At 60.2% G+C, this 16340-nt stretch carries 15 protein-coding genes; 5 read left to right on the top strand and 10 right to left on the bottom strand.

The annotated features are described in order from the left end of the window. Positions 1–19 precede the first annotated feature (19 nt). Positions 20–424, bottom strand: a complete 405-nt coding sequence (locus tag WFM45_RS21895) for an NUDIX hydrolase (RefSeq protein ID WP_085337615.1) — start codon at positions 422–424, stop codon at positions 20–22. A 233-nt stretch (positions 425–657) separates the two neighbouring features. On the opposite strand from WFM45_RS21895, the gene WFM45_RS21890 reads away from it, so the two are divergent. Next, positions 658–1995 (top strand): NCS2 family permease, encoded by a 1338-nt coding sequence (locus WFM45_RS21890; RefSeq protein ID WP_033631389.1) that lies wholly within the window; start codon positions 658–660, stop codon positions 1993–1995. A gap of 35 nt (positions 1996–2030) precedes the next feature. Here WFM45_RS21890 and WFM45_RS21885 read toward each other — a convergent pair whose 3' ends face one another. The 9 genes from WFM45_RS21885 to rpmH form a co-directional block, all read right to left on the bottom strand. After that, the gene (locus WFM45_RS21885; RefSeq protein ID WP_033631390.1) at positions 2031–3083 is read right to left on the bottom strand and encodes a hypothetical protein; all 1053 of its coding nucleotides are present in this window, start codon (positions 3081–3083) and stop codon (positions 2031–2033) included. Between the two features lie 76 nt (positions 3084–3159). Beyond that, positions 3160–3726, bottom strand: a complete 567-nt coding sequence (locus tag WFM45_RS21880; protein ID WP_004933859.1) for an NADPH-dependent FMN reductase — start codon at positions 3724–3726, stop codon at positions 3160–3162. Positions 3727–3887: 161 nt separating this feature from the next. Further along, positions 3888–4613: a 4'-phosphopantetheinyl transferase family protein gene (locus WFM45_RS21875; protein ID WP_004933861.1), complete on the bottom strand. Its 726-nt coding sequence runs from the start codon at positions 4611–4613 to the stop codon at positions 3888–3890. Positions 4614–4746: 133 nt separating this feature from the next. Continuing rightward, positions 4747–5547: an MBL fold metallo-hydrolase gene (locus WFM45_RS21870; RefSeq protein WP_060558010.1), complete on the bottom strand. Its 801-nt coding sequence runs from the start codon at positions 5545–5547 to the stop codon at positions 4747–4749. Between the two features lie 149 nt (positions 5548–5696). After that, positions 5697–7061, bottom strand: coding sequence for a tRNA uridine-5-carboxymethylaminomethyl(34) synthesis GTPase MnmE (mnmE, locus tag WFM45_RS21865; RefSeq protein WP_015376145.1), 1365 nt, complete (start codon positions 7059–7061; stop codon positions 5697–5699). Between the two features lie 96 nt (positions 7062–7157). Beyond that, a complete protein-coding gene (yidC, locus tag WFM45_RS21860) occupies positions 7158–8795 on the bottom strand; it encodes a membrane protein insertase YidC (RefSeq protein ID WP_004933876.1) in 1638 nt (545 codons plus the stop codon). Between the two features lie 2 nt (positions 8796–8797). Continuing rightward, positions 8798–9055, bottom strand: a complete 258-nt coding sequence (gene yidD / locus WFM45_RS21855; protein WP_004933881.1) for a membrane protein insertion efficiency factor YidD — start codon at positions 9053–9055, stop codon at positions 8798–8800. Further along, positions 9019–9378 (bottom strand): ribonuclease P protein component, encoded by a 360-nt coding sequence (gene rnpA / locus WFM45_RS21850; RefSeq protein WP_085337613.1) that lies wholly within the window; start codon positions 9376–9378, stop codon positions 9019–9021. Before rnpA ends, yidD begins: the two co-directional genes overlap by 37 nt. 17 nt (positions 9379–9395) lie before the next feature. Then, complete coding sequence (rpmH, locus tag WFM45_RS21845; protein WP_000831330.1) at positions 9396–9536, bottom strand: 50S ribosomal protein L34; 141 nt, start codon at positions 9534–9536, stop codon at positions 9396–9398. A gap of 682 nt (positions 9537–10218) precedes the next feature. Here rpmH and dnaA point away from each other — a divergent pair. The 4 genes from dnaA to gyrB are packed head-to-tail and all read left to right on the top strand — an operon-like array spanning position 10219 to position 16282. Beyond that, positions 10219–11613 (top strand): chromosomal replication initiator protein DnaA, encoded by a 1395-nt coding sequence (gene dnaA, locus WFM45_RS21840; RefSeq protein ID WP_004933889.1) that lies wholly within the window; start codon positions 10219–10221, stop codon positions 11611–11613. 4 nt (positions 11614–11617) lie between these two features. Continuing rightward, a complete protein-coding gene (dnaN, locus tag WFM45_RS21835; RefSeq protein WP_004933892.1) occupies positions 11618–12718 on the top strand; it encodes a DNA polymerase III subunit beta in 1101 nt (366 codons plus the stop codon). Between the two features lie 45 nt (positions 12719–12763). Then, positions 12764–13849, top strand: coding sequence for a DNA replication/repair protein RecF (gene recF, locus WFM45_RS21830; RefSeq protein WP_004933895.1), 1086 nt, complete (start codon positions 12764–12766; stop codon positions 13847–13849). Between the two features lie 18 nt (positions 13850–13867). Continuing rightward, positions 13868–16282, top strand: a complete 2415-nt coding sequence (gene gyrB / locus WFM45_RS21825) for a DNA topoisomerase (ATP-hydrolyzing) subunit B (RefSeq protein WP_004933898.1) — start codon at positions 13868–13870, stop codon at positions 16280–16282. Positions 16283–16340 lie beyond the last annotated feature (58 nt).

Below are 16340 nucleotides of genomic sequence, written 5' to 3'. Positions count from 1 at the left end.
CGCTGAGGCCGCTCAGCGATCACTTGATCAGGCTACGCGCCTTGAGATCGTGCAAAATCAGCGCGGCGACGTGTGAGCACTGCGGCAGATCGCGGCTGTCGCACCACTTCAGCTCGGCGATTTCGGCGGCCGGCTGCAACTGCCCGGTAAAGCCGGCCTGGTAGCAGCGAATGCGCACCTGGGTGCCGTCCTGCTTGCCGTCTGCCGGGCCGGAGAACTCGCCGTAAAACGCGATGGAGTTCGGCTGCAGCGCGACGGTCAGCTCTTCGTCGATTTCGCGGCACAGCGCCTGTTCGTCGGTTTCACCCGCTTCGCGCTTTCCGCCTGGCATATAAAACAGCGTCTTGTTGTGTGAGCGCACCAGCGCCACTTTGTCATCTTTCAGCGCGATCAACGCCAGCTTATCGATAAAGGTCGAAGACATGCGGATTCCTGTTTATTAACGAATAGGGAAAGAGGGGGCGATAGGCCATTTTATCGGCCGTGCCGACAAACGGCAACGCAATGGGCGGTTGGGGGATGAATGTCTGTAAATACAAGCCGTTGACACGTTTAGCCGTAAAGACGGCGAAAAAAACCTGTGACCGGCGTCAAAAGCCCCACTTTTTGTTATAGGATAGCCGGCGACTGTCCATTCCCATTTTCGGAATTCTGATAATGACCAAACCAGTATCTGGCCTTGACGCTGAGCAAGGCTTGCTTGGGCGCGTGTTTAAACTCAAGCAACATGGCACGACGGCGCGTACGGAAACGATTGCCGGTATCACCACCTTCCTCACCATGGTGTATATCGTGTTCGTTAACCCGCAAATTTTGGGCGCGGCGGGCATGGATACCCAGGCGGTATTTGTCACCACCTGTTTGATCGCCGCCTTCGGCAGCATCTTTATGGGCCTGCTGGCGAACCTGCCGGTGGCGTTGGCGCCGGCGATGGGGCTGAACGCTTTCTTCGCCTTCGTGGTGGTCGGGGCGATGGGCATCTCCTGGCAGGTGGGCATGGGCGCCATCTTCTGGGGCGCGGTCGGCCTGCTGCTGCTGACCATTTTCCGCATTCGCTACTGGATGATCGCCAACATTCCGGTCAGCCTGCGGGTCGGCATCACCAGCGGCATCGGTCTGTTCATCGGCATGATGGGGCTGAAAAACGCCGGCATCGTGGTGGCCAACCCGGACACGCTGGTGACCATCGGCAGCCTGACCTCGCACAACGTGCTGCTGGGGGCGCTCGGCTTCTTTATCATCGCCGTGCTCTCTTCGCGTAACTTCCATGCGGCGGTGCTGGTGTCGATCGTGGTCACTACCCTGATCGGCTGGATGCTGGGCGACGTGAAATACGGCGGTTTGTTTTCGCTGCCGCCGAGCATTACCTCGGTGGTGGGCCAGGTCGACGTGGCCGGCGCGCTGGACATCGGGCTGGCCGGGGTCATCTTCTCGTTTATGCTGGTGAACCTGTTCGACTCCTCCGGCACCCTGATCGGCGTCACCGATAAAGCCGGTCTGACCGACAACCAGGGCAAGTTCCCACGCATGAAGCAGGCGCTGTACGTTGACAGCATCAGCTCAGTGGCCGGTTCGTTGGCTGGCACCTCTTCCGTGACCGCTTATATCGAAAGCTCATCTGGCGTCGCCGTCGGCGGCCGTACCGGTTTGACGGCGGTGGTCACCGGCCTGCTGTTCCTGCTGGTGATCTTCCTGTCGCCGCTGGCGGGCATGGTGCCGGCTTACGCCGCCGCCGGTGCGCTGATCTACGTCGGCGTGCTGATGACCTCCAGCCTGGCGCGGGTGAAGTGGGACGATCTGACCGAAGCGGTGCCGGCGTTTGTCACCGCGGTGATGATGCCGTTCAGCTTCTCGATCACCGAGGGCATCGCGCTCGGCTTTATCTCCTACTGCGTGATGAAGCTGGGTACCGGCCGCTGGCGTGAAATCAGCCCGTGCGTGGTGGTGGTGGCGCTGCTGTTCGTGCTGAAGATCGTCTTCGTCGACGGCCATTGACAGCCAAAGGGCCGACGGCGGTCGGCCCTGAATCCCTAGACGCCCGGCGTCGCATCCGGCGCCTGATCCAACACCCACTGCAACGGCCGCCTGAAGCGCGCCTGCCAGCTGCCGGCGGCATCCTCTCCCTGGGCGAAGTGCAGCGTCTGCACCTGATTCTCCTCCCCGAACAGATTGGCGAAATGTAGCGCCAGCGCCTGCTCGCTGAAGGTCTGCCGATCGTAATACGCCATCACGATTTTCTTTTTCGCCGCCAGCGACTGCTGGGCCGGCTTGATCTCGCCGTGGGGGGCGATCAGGAGCGCGCCGGCGTAAAACTGCGGGTACTTCGCGATCAGGTTGGCGGCGTGCAACGCGCCCTGGCCGCGGGCACTGAGGTAAATCCGCCGGGGATCCAGCTTTAGCTGCGGAGCCAGCTGTTGCACCGTGCGCTGCAGGGTGGTTTGGGTGCTCTCGTCGCTGTAATTTGACCAGCGGAAGCTGTTTTCCGACAGCATCTGCGTGCCGTTGATCTCGATGTAGGCCACGCCCATTTCGCCGAACAGCAGCCGCTCCTCGGGGCTGATGGCGGCGGCTTTGCCGTAGGTATGCAGGAAGATCACCGTTGGCCAACCTTCGGGCGGCGCTTCGCCGTCCGGCACCGCGTAGCTGGCTTTGCCTTCATACTGACGGGCGTGCTGCAGATAGCGCGCTTTGGTGGCGGCCAAAATGGATTGGTAAGTGGCGGAGTGTTGGATGCTGTTGAAGGCGTCGTCCTCCAGCAGGTTGTAGTAGTACCACAGGCCGCGGTCGGCGCTCAGCTGCAGGTAACGCTCCGCCAGTTCGGTTTGCCCTTTCTCCGCCGACGACACCGCCAGCTGGTAGGGCGCCCAGACGTTGCGGCCGTCTTCGCGCATCAGCGTCAGGTACAGCGACATGGCGCCGAGCTTTTTGTCTTCCTGGGTTTGCGCGGAACGCGATAGTTGGGCGTTGAGCGCGCTGTGCGCCGGCAGCTCCAGCGGCTCTTCACCGGCGGGATAACGCATGTCTGCGGCGAAAGCGGGACTGGTGATGGAAACGAAAAATAACGCTAAAATGAAAAAATACATGATGCTATGGCTTTAATTTCAATAAATTGACGGACGTCATGTCCTGTTGCGGCGCCCAGCGGGCGCCGCGAGACCTTCACTCCACGCGGCGAATAAAATCGCTGAACGCGGACAGCTGGCCGGTCAGGAAATCCAGCGTTCCCTGGTCGCTCAGTTCACCGGCCTGTTCATCGACCTTGCTCTGGATCACGCCGCCCATAAACTCAGGCTTGTTCATTACCATCGCATCGAGGAACACCAGGATCTGGCGCAGATGGTATTGGCAGCGCGCGCCGCCGATCGGCCCCATTGAGCTGGTTTGAATGGCGACCGGCTTGCCGGCCAGCGGCTGATTCGGTACGCGAGACAGCCAGTCGATGGCGTTCTTCAACCCGCCGGGTACGGAATAGTTATATTCAGGGGTGACGATGATCACGCCGTCGGCCTGGCGGATCTGCTCGGCGATCGCCTCGACCGCGGCAGGGAAGCCTTCACCCTGTTGCATGTCGGCGTCGTACAGCGGGATATCGCGGATGGAGGGCAGCGCTTCAATGGTGACGCCCTGCGGGGCCAGACCAGGCAGGGCGCGAGCCACCATGGCGTTGTAGGAGCCTTTGCGCAGGCTGCCGAGTAGAGTGACGATTTTTAAGGCTTGGTCTGACATGGTGATTCTCCCTTTCGAATGAGCAGATTCAGCGTACAACATGGGCGAATAGTAGGCTAAAGCGCGGGTCGAGAATAGGCGATTGCTCAACATTTAGCTGTCTTTACAATTTAATCCAGTAACTGGTGCGGTAAAGATCGCGTTATCCGCTTTGCGCCGCGTCAACCTGGCGTCTTCAGGCCCGTCAGTTTAACGAAGCGTGAGGATGCCGCCGGGCTGCGCGGCGAGATTTCCCCGTCTTTGTGCAGGCCGCCGCGCTCTTCGTAGCGCCAGCACAGCAGGCGATCCAGCCCGGGGCTGCCGGCGCAGGCCCAGCTCAGATATTCGTCGGCATCGCTCATCACCTGAACGTCCGGCGTGGCGCTGGAACGCAGGTGGCCGGAGAAGGGATGCAGACGCAGCGTAGACTGGCCGCTGTTGCCGAGGCCGGAAATTTTCAGCACGCTTTGCCGAATGCTCCACAGCTGAGTCTCCGCCTCCAGCCGATCGTCCTGCGCGCCGATCCAGGCGCTTTCCGCCGGCGTCTGGTGCGCGTTCTGCAGCGCGCTTTGCCGGCTGCCGCGCGCCCGCATCACTTCGATATCCAGTCCGACTTTGCCTTCGTCGCTGAGCAGCACGCCCACGGTGTTGCTGGCATAGGCGAGGCTAAAATCGGGCAGCTGATGATCGGCGAAGCAGGGGCGGCCGGTGGGTGTGGTGGCGATGGGTGGCAGCGTCGGCAGGCCGTACAGGTAGAACATCATTTCGGCGAGCAGAATGCGCCCTTGCAGGTAGCGCGTGCGGCGCTTAACGGAAAAGGTGCGGGTGGCGGCTATCACTTCGTCGGCGAGTCTCTGGGTATCCAGGACAGCGGAGGCCGGGGTCCATCGGGCAAAATGACACGCCATTGTTCGCTCCATGACAGAGGGTCGCTAAGAACGCAGGGGTGTTAGATTAAGACTAAGTTGAGGATTTATCATCAAAAAACACTATGCGTTTTATCCGATTTGTTGCCGATTTCAGTGATGAGCGGCACAGGCGTTATTCCAGGATCCAGCTATCGCCGGTGGCCGGCGCGATACCTTCCGGCAGCCATAGCCGGCCCCACGCGCCGGTACAGTGGCAGCCCATGATCTTTTCCGGCTGGTGCTGCCGTAAAAAACGGCGCACGCGCCAGAGCGTGCGCGGGGAAGCGCAACGCAGATGAAAACCACCAATTAAGGCGTGGATCCGATCGATTCCGGTGATTTTCTGGCAGTGGCGCACGATATTCACGATCCCGCGATGCCCGCAGCCGGTCACGATCACCAGACCGCGATCCGATTTGTAAATCAGCACCCCTTCGTCGATAACGTAATCCACCGCCGCGTTTTCCCCGGTAATCACCCCGTAGGCGCGCGGTGCGGGCACGGCGATTTCACCTGACCACATAAAGCGATCGCCGATCGCCAGCGGCTCGCGGCTGTAGTGCATGCGGTGGCGTGAGTAGTCGATGTCCAAAGAGAGCTTTTTGATTTTGCGGGTGTGGCCCAGCACCTTCAGCGCCGCATAGCGCTCATCGCCGACCTGCGGGTGGCAGATGATGCGGCTGTTGTCCGGCAGCCAGGCGACGCCGCCGCAGTGGTCATAGTGGCCGTGGGAGAGCACCGTCGCGGTGATGCGGGAGAGATCGACGCTCATCAGCGCCGCATTGCGCAGGAAGCTGTCGTCGGGGCCGGTGTCGAACAGTATGGAGGTCGTCTCGTCCTCAATCAGCAGGCTTAACCCGGCCTTGGCCTGCAATAGCGGGTTGGCGCCGGCGGCGCGGCGGTTTTCCAGCAATACCTTGAGGGTTAACGCCATGTTGACTCGTTCCTGAGAAAGACACCTGACCGTCCAGTATATCGCGGGCAGTTGCAGCGGCGCTGTGAGCCAGCGCGCAGAGCGAGAGCGGGAAAGAAAAACGGCCGGAACAAGGGCTTATCCCGGCCGTGAAGGCCTCTGGCAGCGCGTTATTTCCCGATACAGAAGCTGGAGAAGATGCGGCCCAGCAGGTCGTCGGAGGTGAATTCGCCGGTGATTTCGCTCAAGGCCAGCTGCGCCTGGCGCAGTTCCTCGGCCAGCAGTTCGCCCGCGTAAGCGCTCACTAACTGTTCTTTGCCCTGCACCAGATGCTGCGCCGCCAGTTCCAGCGCCTGCAGGTGGCGACGGCGCGCCAGGAAGCCGCCTTCCATGTTGCTGGTGAAGCCCATGCTCTGTTTCAGATGATCGCGCAGCACATCGACGCCTTCGCCGGTGCGGGCCGACAGGCGAATAAGTGAGTGGTTATTCACTTCCGTCAGGCCCAGCGTTTCACCGGTGATGTCGGCCTTGTTGCGCACCACGGTGATCGGCAGCGTGCCCGGCAGGCGCGCCATAAACTCCGGCCAGATCTCCGCCGGCTCGGTGGCGGCGGTGGTGGTGCCGTCCACCATAAACAGCACCCTGTCGGCCTGTTCGATCTCGTTCCAGGCACGTTCGATGCCAATACGCTCCACTTCGTCGCTGGCGTCGCGCAGGCCGGCGGTGTCGATGATGTGCAGCGGCATGCCGTCGATATGGATATGTTCGCGCAAGACGTCGCGGGTGGTGCCGGCGATATCGGTGACGATCGCCGCCTCGCGCCCGGCCAACGCATTGAGCAGGCTGGATTTACCGGCGTTGGGGCGCCCGGCGATGACCACCTTCATCCCTTCGCGCAGCAGGCTGCCCTGGCGCGCTTCACCACGCACGTTATCCAGATCCGCCATGACGTCGTTGAGCTGCGCCTCGATTTTACCGTCGGACAGGAAGTCGATTTCCTCGTCCGGGAAGTCGATCGCCGCTTCCACGTAGATTCGCAGGTGAGTGAGCGCTTCCACGAGCTGGTGGATGCGGGTGGAAAATGCGCCCTGCAGCGAGTTCATCGCCGAACGTGCCGCCTGCTCGGAGCTGGCGTCGATCAGATCGGCGATCGCTTCGGCCTGCGCCAGATCGAGTTTGTCGTTGAGAAACGCGCGCTCGGAGAACTCGCCGGGCCGGGCGATGCGCACGTCGGGCAGCGCCAGCACGCGCTTGAGCAGCAGATCGAGGATCACCGGCCCGCCGTGGCCCTGCAGCTCCAGCACGTCTTCGCCGGTAAAGGAGTTTGGCCCCGGAAACCACAGCGCGATGCCCTGATCGAGGGTGGCGCCGGCGGCGTCGCGGAACGGCAGATAGTCAGCGTAGCGCGGCTTCGGCAGCTTGCCGAGCAACGCCTGGGCGACGTCTTTGGCCTTGCTTCCGGAAATGCGCAGAATGCCGACGCCGCCGCGTCCCGGCGGGGTGGCTTGGGCTACGATGGTATCGGTGGTGCTCATAACGGTTCTCTCTGACGATTAAGATGCAAAAAGGCGGTCTAATGACCGCCTTTGGTGTGACTGCAAGGGTCGGCGCGCCGAACCCCTACACTACGCTTAGCTTTTTTTCTTGTCGCGGCTGTGCAGACCGCGTTTTTCCAGACCACGGTAAATCAGCTGCTGCTGCAGGATGGTCACCAGGTTGCTGACGATGTAGTACAGCACCAGACCGGACGGGAACCACAGGAAGAACACTGTGAAGATCACCGGCATGAAGGTCATGATTTTCTGCTGCATCGGGTCAGTCACGGTGGTCGGCGACATCTTCTGAATGAAGAACATCGTCACGCCCATCAGGATTGGCAGGATGTAGTACGGGTCCTGCGCCGACAGGTCATGGATCCACAGGGCGAACGGCGCGTGGCGCAGCTCGACCGAACCCATCAGCATGTAGTACAGCGCCAGGAAGATCGGCATCTGAATGATCAGCGGCAGACAGCCGCCGAGCGGGTTCACTTTCTCCGCCTTGTACAGCGCCATCATCTCTTGGCTCATGCGCTGTTTGTCATCGCCGATGCGCTCGCGCATCGCCTGCAGCTTCGGCTGCAGCATGCGCATTTTCGCCATCGAGGTGTACTGCGCCTTGGTCAGCGGGTACATGATGCCGCGCACGATGAAGGTGATGATGATGATGGAGAAGCCCCAGTTACCGATAAAGCCGTGGATGAACTTCAGCAGTTTGAACAGCGGCTGGGAGATGAACCACAGCCAACCGTAATCCACGGTCAGATCCAGGTGTGGCGCCAGCTGGGCCATCTGATCCTGCAGCTCCGGGCCGACCCACAGGGTGGCGTTCAGCTGTTGCTGAGCGCCCGGCTGCACCACGACCGGCGTAGATTTGAAGCCGATGGTGGACAGGTTGTCACCCGGTTTGGCGGTGTAGAAGGTGTTGTCACCCTTGGTCGCCGGCACCCACGCGGTGGCGAAGTACTGTTGCAGCATCGCAACCCAACCGTCTTTGGTGGTGACGCTCAGGTTTTCGTCTTTGTCGAACGCGTATTTCTGGTACTTGTCCTCGCTGGACGAGTACGCCGCGCCGCGGAAGGTATGCAGCGCGAAGTTGCTGCTGCCGGTGTCACGGTGCTTAGGCAATTCGGTGGTCTGCTTCAGCTGGCCGAACAGGGTCAGCTCCAGCGGCGTCGCGCCTTTGTTGTCGATGCTGTAATCCACGCCGACCGCATAGTGGTTGCGTTTGAGCACGAAGGTCTTGGTGTAGATCGCGCCGTCTTTACCGGTGTAGGTCAACGGGATGCGCAGCTCGTCCTGGCCTTCCGGCAGGGTGTAGCTGTCTTGCGCCGCTTGGTACAGCGGGCGTTCGCCGTTGGCCGGGTTGTCCGGGCCGTTTTTACCGGTCAGGCCGCTTTGCGCCTGATAGACGAACGACGGGGTGGTTTCCAGCAGTTGGAACGGAGTCGATGAACCCAGAGTATCCGGGTAGGCCAACAGTTTAGCCTGCTCGATATCGCCACCACGGGTGTTGATGGTCAGTGACAGCACGTCGGTGTTCACGGTAATCAGCTTACCCTGACCACTGGCTGGCACGGCCTGGCTGGCGGCATCACCGGCTACTGCGTTCGAAGTCTGTTGCGTGGTCTGTGCGGCCGGCTGCGGAGCGTTGTCCGTTTGCCATGCCTGCCAGATCATGAAAGACACGAACAGCAGAGCGATGAGAAGAAGATTGCGTTGCGAATCCATCGTTAGTGTTCTCTGTTATCGTCGGTTTTTGGCGGCACCGGATCATCGCCACCTGGGTTCAAAGGGTGGCATTTTAATACGCGTTTCAATGCTAACCAACTGCCTTTTATCATGCCAAACCTGCTTAATGCCTCAATTGCGTAATGAGAGCATGTCGGCTGGAAGCGACAACGAGGCCCTAGCAGCGGGCTGATGACGAGCTGATAGGCCCGCACCAGCCCGATCAGGATGCGGGAGCCTGGCGACAGTGGCGACGCCATAATTTATCCAAAGCTTCCGTCAGCGCGCGGTTATCCAAATCCGCTATCCCCTTTTTGGCCACCACGACAAAATCCATCGCCGGTAATTCGTGCTGGCGCAGGCGGAAGCTTTCGCGGGTTAGGCGTTTGATCCGATTACGCTCGTGCGCGCGTTTGACGTGTTTTTTGGCGACGGTAAGACCGATGCGGGGATGCCCCAGCTGGTTCTGGCGGCCGAGGATGGTGATTTGCGGCGTGCCAGCCCGTTGTGGCTGCTGGAAGACGAAAGTGAAATGAGTGGGAGTTAACAAACGTAACTCCCTGGGAAAAGCGAGCTTAACCACTCAGCGGGTTAGCTTTATTACTTAGAAACAGTCAGACGAGCACGGCCTTTCGCACGACGGCGGGCCAGAACTTGACGACCATTTTTGGTGGCCATACGAGCACGGAAACCGTGGCTACGGTTGCGCTTCAATACGGACGGTTGGAAAGTGCGTTTCATAGCGATTTCTACCTAAACTTAAAATAATTACTGATCAGTAAACGCGTTTGGCTACTCGGCGTGAAGATGACCGACGCCTCAATCGCAATACATAAAGAAGCGGGATTGTAATAATTGTACAGTCCTGAGTCAATTCGCATCGCGCCAGCCTACCTGGTTGTCTGCCAATAACGGAACAAAATCCGCTCTTGGCCCGTGGTCACCGCAGAATCCTGTCTGGCTAATGACGCACCATAAGGAACCAGGTATCACACGTAGGGCGAAGATTATACGGACTCGGGGTGAAATCGCAAGGATCCCCGTGAGATCCTTTGCGCGCGATCGCAGGATCCGGCGTGGATAACAGGGTATAACCGGTTGACAATGTAAAAAACGCGGCGCAGCGGCCGGGATCTGCGCGGTCATTCGGCGCTGGCGGTGAAAAGATCGCCGCCGGCCGCGGCCTGTGGATAAAATGGATCTAATCTGTGAGGAAGGGGAGGATCTCTTGCGCGGATTGCGCTATGATCCGTCATTCCGATCGCGATCCCTCATGCCGGGATCGTGAGGGACACAAACCGTGAAAGGCGGTTCGCATCCCCCACAGGCAAACAGCCGATGCCGGGTATGTGTCAAAAATCATGAGTTATAAAAAAGTTGTCCGTTTCTTTTCTTTATTGATCTTGTTCGAGTGGAGTCCGCCGTGTCACTTTCGCTTTGGCAGCAGTGTCTTGCCCGATTGCAGGATGAGTTACCTGCCACAGAATTTAGTATGTGGATTCGCCCATTGCAGGCGGAACTGAGTGACAACACCCTGGCGCTGTACGCGCCTAACCGTTTTGTGCTGGATTGGGTTCGCGATAAGTACTTAAACAACATCAATGGTCTGCTGAATGATTTCTGCGGCACGGATGCGCCTTTGCTGCGTTTTGAAGTCGGCAGCAAGCCGATCACGCAGGTGATCAGCCAGACCGTGACCGCCAGCGTCAGCAGCGCCCCTGCGGCTCCGGCGGCGCGCACGGCCGCGCCTTCGCGCCCGAGCTGGGACAACGCGGCGGCGCAACCCGAGCTCTCTTACCGCTCCAACGTCAACCCTAAACACACCTTTGACAACTTCGTCGAGGGTAAGTCCAACCAGCTGGCGCGCGCGGCGGCTCGCCAGGTGGCGGACAATCCGGGCGGCGCCTACAACCCTTTGTTCCTGTATGGCGGCACCGGCCTGGGTAAAACTCACCTGCTGCATGCGGTCGGCAACGGCATCATGGCGCGCAAGGCCAACGCCAAAGTGGTCTACATGCACTCGGAACGCTTTGTGCAGGACATGGTCAAAGCGTTGCAGAACAATGCCATCGAAGAGTTTAAGCGCTACTACCGTTCGGTCGACGCGTTGCTGATCGATGACATCCAATTCTTTGCCAACAAGGAGCGTTCGCAGGAAGAGTTCTTCCATACCTTTAACGCCCTGTTGGAAGGCAATCAGCAGATCATCCTGACTTCGGATCGCTACCCTAAAGAGATCAACGGGGTGGAAGATCGTCTGAAGTCCCGCTTCGGCTGGGGGCTGACGGTGGCGATCGAGCCGCCGGAGCTGGAAACCCGCGTGGCGATCCTGATGAAAAAGGCCGACGAAAACGACATTCGCCTGCCGGGCGAAGTGGCGTTCTTCATCGCCAAGCGCCTGCGTTCCAACGTGCGTGAGCTCGAAGGGGCGCTGAACCGCGTGATCGCCAACGCCAACTTTACCGGCCGGGCCATCACCATCGATTTCGTGCGCGAAGCGCTGCGCGATCTGCTGGCGCTGCAGGAAAAGCTGGTCACCATCGACAATATCCAAAAGACGGTGGCGGAGTATTACAAGATTAAAGTCGCGGATTTGCTGTCCAAGCGGCGTTCGCGATCCGTTGCCCGCCCGCGCCAGATGGCGATGGCGCTGGCGAAGGAACTCACCAACCACAGCCTGCCGGAAATCGGCGATGCGTTTGGTGGCCGCGACCATACCACGGTGTTGCACGCCTGCCGGAAGATCGAGCAGCTGCGTGAGGAAAGTCACGACATCAAAGAAGATTTCTCCAATTTAATCAGAACATTATCTTCATAGCGCTATGAAATTTATCGTTGAACGTGAGCATCTGCTAAAACCGCTGCAACAGGTGAGCAGCCCGCTGGGCGGCCGCCCGACCTTGCCGATCCTGGGCAACCTGCTGCTGCAGGTGACGGAAGGCTCCCTGCTGCTGACCGGCACCGATCTGGAGATGGAGATGGTGGCGCGCGTCGCCCTGTCCCAGCCGCACGAGCCGGGTGCGACGACTGTGCCCGCGCGCAAATTCTTTGATATCTGCCGTGGCCTGCCGGAAGGGGCGGAGATTGCCGTCACGCTGGAGAGCGAGCGCATGTTGGTGCGGTCCGGCCGCAGCCGCTTCTCGCTGTCCACGCTGCCCGCGGCGGACTTCCCGAACCTGGACGACTGGCAGAGCGAGGTGGAGTTCACCTTGCCGCAGGCGACGCTGAAGCGCCTGATCGAAGCCACCCAGTTCTCGATGGCCCATCAGGACGTGCGTTACTACCTGAACGGCATGCTGTTTGAAACCGAAGGCGAAGAGCTGCGCACCGTCGCGACCGACGGCCACCGCCTGGCGGTGTGCTCGATGCCGATCGGCCAGCAGCTGCCATCGCATTCGGTGATCGTGCCGCGTAAAGGGGTGATGGAACTGGTGCGTCTGCTGGACGGCGGCGATTCGCTGCTGCAACTGCAGATCGGCAGCAACAACATCCGCGCCCACGTTGGCGACTTCATCTTCACGTCCAAGCTGGTTGACGGCCGTTTCCCGGACTATCGCCGCGTCTTGCCGAAGAATCCGGACAAAACGCTGGAAGCCGGCTGCGATCTGCTCAAGCAGGCGTTTGCCCGCGCGGCCATTCTCTCGAACGAGAAATTCCGCGGCGTGCGGCTGTACGTCAGCCAGAACCAGCTGAAGATCACCGCCAACAACCCGGAGCAGGAAGAGGCGGAAGAGATCCTCGACGTCAGCTACGACGGCGCGGAGATGGAGATCGGTTTCAACGTCAGCTACGTGCTGGACGTGTTGAACGCGCTCAAGTGTGAAGACGTGCGCCTGCTGTTGACCGACTCGGTCTCCAGCGTGCAGATCGAAGACGGCGCCAGCCAGGCGGCGGCCTACGTTGTCATGCCAATGCGGTTGTAGTCTCGTTACCTTGAATTACAGCACCGTCATCGGTAAAGAGATTGCATGGCTCTGACGCGTTTATTGATTAAAGACTTCCGCAATATCGAGGCGGCGGATTTGGCGCTGGCGCCGGGATTCAACTTCCTGGTCGGCGCCAACGGCAGCGGCAAGACCAGCGTGCTGGAGGCGGTGTATACGCTCGGCCATGGCCGCGCCTTTCGCAGCCTGCAGGCCGGTCGGGTCATTCGCCACGACCAACCGGAGTTCGTGCTGCACGGCCGCATCGAAGGCGCGGAGCGCGAGCTGTCGGTAGGATTGAGCAAGAGCCGTCAGGGTGACAGCAAAGTACGCATCGATGGCAGCGACGGCCACAAGGTGGCCGAGCTGGCGCAGCTGCTGCCCATGCAGCTGATCACCCCCGAAGGTTTTACCCTGCTGAACGGCGGGCCGAAATTCCGGCGCGCTTTCCTGGACTGGGGCTGTTTTCATAACGAACCCGGTTTTTTCACCGCCTGGAGCAACCTGAAACGGTTACTGAAGCAGCGCAATGCCGCGCTGCGCCAGGTGAGTCGCTATGCGCAGATCCGCGCCTGGGATCAGGAACTGATCCCGCTCGCGGAGCGCATCAGCGAATGGCGGGCGGAATACAGCGACGCGATCGCCGCGGATATCACCGCGACCTGCGCGCAGTTTCTGCCTGAATTTGCCCTGAGCTTCTCCTTCCAGCGCGGCTGGGACAAAGAGAGCGACTACGGCGAGCTGCTGGAGCGTCAGTTTGAGCGCGACAGGGCGTTGACCTATACCGCGGTGGGGCCGCATAAAGCGGACTTTCGCATTCGTGCCGACGGCACGCCGGTAGAGGATTTGTTATCGCGCGGTCAGCTTAAGCTGCTGATGTGCGCGTTGCGCTTGGCGCAGGGTGAGTTTCTCACCCGGCAGAGCGGGCGGCGTTGCCTGTATCTGATTGATGATTTTGCCTCCGAGCTGGACACCGGCCGTCGCCGGTTGCTGGCCGATCGCCTGAAAGCCACCCAGGCCCAGGTTTTTGTCAGCGCGGTCAGCGCTGAACAAGTGACCGACATGGCCGGTGAAAAGGGCAAGATGTTCCGCGTGGAACAGGGTAAAATAGAGGTTCAACCACAGGACTAAAATGAGCGAGAAACGTTGATGTCGAATTCTTATGACTCCTCAAGTATCAAGGTATTAAAAGGGCTGGATGCGGTGCGCAAGCGCCCGGGCATGTATATCGGCGATACCGATGACGGCACCGGTCTGCACCACATGGTATTCGAGGTTGTGGACAACGCTATCGACGAAGCGCTCGCGGGCCACTGTAGTGACATTCAGGTCACCATCCATGCCGACAACTCGGTATCGGTACAGGATGACGGCCGCGGCATTCCGACCGGCATTCACCCGGAAGAAGGGGTTTCAGCCGCAGAGGTCATCATGACCGTGCTGCACGCCGGCGGTAAATTCGACGACAACTCCTATAAAGTTTCCGGCGGCCTGCACGGCGTGGGCGTCTCGGTGGTTAACGCCCTGTCGGAGAAACTGGAGTTGGTGATCCGTCGCGAAGGCAAAGTGCACGAACAGACTTACAGCCACGGCGAGCCGCAGGCGCCGCTGAACGTGGTGGGCGAAACCGAGCAGACCGGCACCATGGTGCGTTTCTGGCCGAGCCACCAGACCTTCACCAACGTGACCGAATTCGAGTACGACATTCTGGCCAAGCGCCTGCGCGAGCTGTCCTTCCTCAACTCCGGCGTGTCTATTCGCCTGAAGGACAAGCGCACCGACCGTGAAGACCACTTCCATTACGAAGGCGGCATCAAGGCGTTTGTCGAGTACCTGAACAAGAACAAAACCCCGATCCACCCGAACGTGTTCTACTTCTCCACCGTGAAAGACGACATCGGCGTGGAAGTGGCGCTGCAGTGGAACGACGGTTTCCAGGAAAACATCTACTGCTTCACCAACAACATTCCGCAGCGCGACGGCGGCACGCACCTGGTCGGTTTCCGTACCGCGATGACCCGTACGCTGAACAGCTACATGGAGAAGGAAGGTTACAGCAAGAAGGCCAAGGTCAGCGCCACCGGCGATGACGCGCGTGAAGGCCTGATCGCCGTGGTGTCGGTGAAGGTGCCGGATCCGAAGTTCTCCTCTCAGACCAAGGACAAGCTGGTCTCTTCCGAGGTGAAAACCGCGGTTGAAACGCTGATGAACGAGAAGCTGGTGGATTACCTGATGGAGAACCCGGGCGACGCGAAAATCGTGGTCGGCAAAATCATCGACGCGGCGCGCGCGCGCGAAGCGGCGCGTAAAGCGCGTGAGATGACCCGCCGCAAAGGCGCGCTGGATCTGGCCGGCCTGCCGGGCAAGCTGGCGGACTGCCAGGAACGCGATCCGGCGCTGTCCGAACTGTACCTGGTGGAAGGGGACTCCGCGGGCGGCTCTGCCAAGCAGGGGCGCAACCGCAAGAATCAGGCTATCTTGCCGCTGAAGGGGAAAATCCTCAACGTCGAGAAAGCGCGTTTCGACAAAATGCTCTCTTCGCAGGAAGTGGCGACGCTGATCACCGCGCTGGGTTGCGGCATCGGCCGCGACGAGTACAGCCCGGACAAGCTGCGTTATCACAGCATCATCATCATGACCGATGCCGACGTCGACGGTTCGCACATCCGTACGCTGCTGTTGACCTTCTTCTACCGCCAAATGCCGGAAATCATCGAGCGTGGCCACGTGTTCATCGCACAGCCGCCGCTGTACAAGGTGAAGAAAGGCAAGCAGGAGCAGTACATCAAAGATGACGAGGCGATGGATCAGTACCAGATCGCCATCGCGATGGACGGCGCTACGCTGCACACCAACGCCAGCGCGCCGGCGCTCGGCGGCGAGCAGTTGGAAAAACTGGTGGCCGAGCACTACGGCGTGCAGAAGCTGATTGGCCGCATGGAGCGCCGCTACCCGCGCGCGCTGCTGAACAGCCTGATCTACCAGCCGACGCTGAACGAAGGCGATCTCAGCGATGAAGCCAAGGTGAAGACCTGGATCGCGTCGCTGGTGCAGGCGCTGAACGACAAAGAGCAACACGGCAGCAGCTATGATTTCGTGATCTTCGAGAACCGTGAGCGCCAGATGTTCGAGCCGGCGTTGCGCATCCGCACCCACGGCGTGGATACCGACTACAAGCTGGACTTCGACTTCATCCACGGCGGTGAATACCGCAAGATCTGCCAGCTGGGCGAGCAGCTGCGCGGGCTGATCGAAGAGGGCGCGTTCATCGAGCGCGGCGAACGCCGTCAGCCGGTAGACAGCTTCGAACAGGCGCTGGAGTGGCTGGTGAAAGAGTCGCGCCGCGGCCTGTCCGTACAGCGTTATAAAGGTCTGGGCGAGATGAACCCGGAGCAGCTGTGGGAAACCACCATGGATCCGGAAAGCCGCCGCATGCTGCGCGTGACCGTCAAGGACGCCATCGCTGCCGATCAGCTGTTCACCACGCTGATGGGCGATGCGGTTGAGCCGCGCCGCGCCTTTATCGAAGAAAACGCCCTGAAAGCGGCGAACATCGATATCTGATGCGTTAATGGCTGTGAAAATCCGCGCCGGGCGACCCGCGCGGATTTTTTTACGCCTT

The sequence above is a fragment of the Serratia sp. KG1D genome (genome assembly GCF_037150675.1).
Lineage (GTDB): Bacteria > Pseudomonadota > Gammaproteobacteria > Enterobacterales > Enterobacteriaceae > Serratia > Serratia nematodiphila.
This window is presented reverse-complemented; position numbering and strand designations above follow the sequence as displayed.

Coding starts and splice junctions, on each gene's coding strand:
- WFM45_RS21895 (WP_085337615.1), bottom strand. CDS start 424: ATGTCTTCGACCTTTATCGATAAGCTGGCGTTGATCGCGCTGAAAGAT.
- WFM45_RS21890 (WP_033631389.1), top strand. CDS start 658: ATGACCAAACCAGTATCTGGCCTTGACGCTGAGCAAGGCTTGCTTGGG.
- WFM45_RS21885 (WP_033631390.1), bottom strand. CDS start 3,083: ATGTATTTTTTCATTTTAGCGTTATTTTTCGTTTCCATCACCAGTCCC.
- WFM45_RS21880 (WP_004933859.1), bottom strand. CDS start 3,726: ATGTCAGACCAAGCCTTAAAAATCGTCACTCTACTCGGCAGCCTGCGC.
- WFM45_RS21875 (WP_004933861.1), bottom strand. CDS start 4,613: ATGGCGTGTCATTTTGCCCGATGGACCCCGGCCTCCGCTGTCCTGGAT.
- WFM45_RS21870 (WP_060558010.1), bottom strand. CDS start 5,547: ATGGCGTTAACCCTCAAGGTATTGCTGGAAAACCGCCGCGCCGCCGGC.
- mnmE (WP_015376145.1), bottom strand. CDS start 7,061: ATGAGCACCACCGATACCATCGTAGCCCAAGCCACCCCGCCGGGACGC.
- yidC (WP_004933876.1), bottom strand. CDS start 8,795: ATGGATTCGCAACGCAATCTTCTTCTCATCGCTCTGCTGTTCGTGTCT.
- yidD (WP_004933881.1), bottom strand. CDS start 9,055: ATGGCGTCGCCACTGTCGCCAGGCTCCCGCATCCTGATCGGGCTGGTG.
- rpmH (WP_000831330.1), bottom strand. CDS start 9,536: ATGAAACGCACTTTCCAACCGTCCGTATTGAAGCGCAACCGTAGCCAC.
- dnaN (WP_004933892.1), top strand. CDS start 11,618: ATGAAATTTATCGTTGAACGTGAGCATCTGCTAAAACCGCTGCAACAG.
- recF (WP_004933895.1), top strand. CDS start 12,764: ATGGCTCTGACGCGTTTATTGATTAAAGACTTCCGCAATATCGAGGCG.
- gyrB (WP_004933898.1), top strand. CDS start 13,868: ATGTCGAATTCTTATGACTCCTCAAGTATCAAGGTATTAAAAGGGCTG.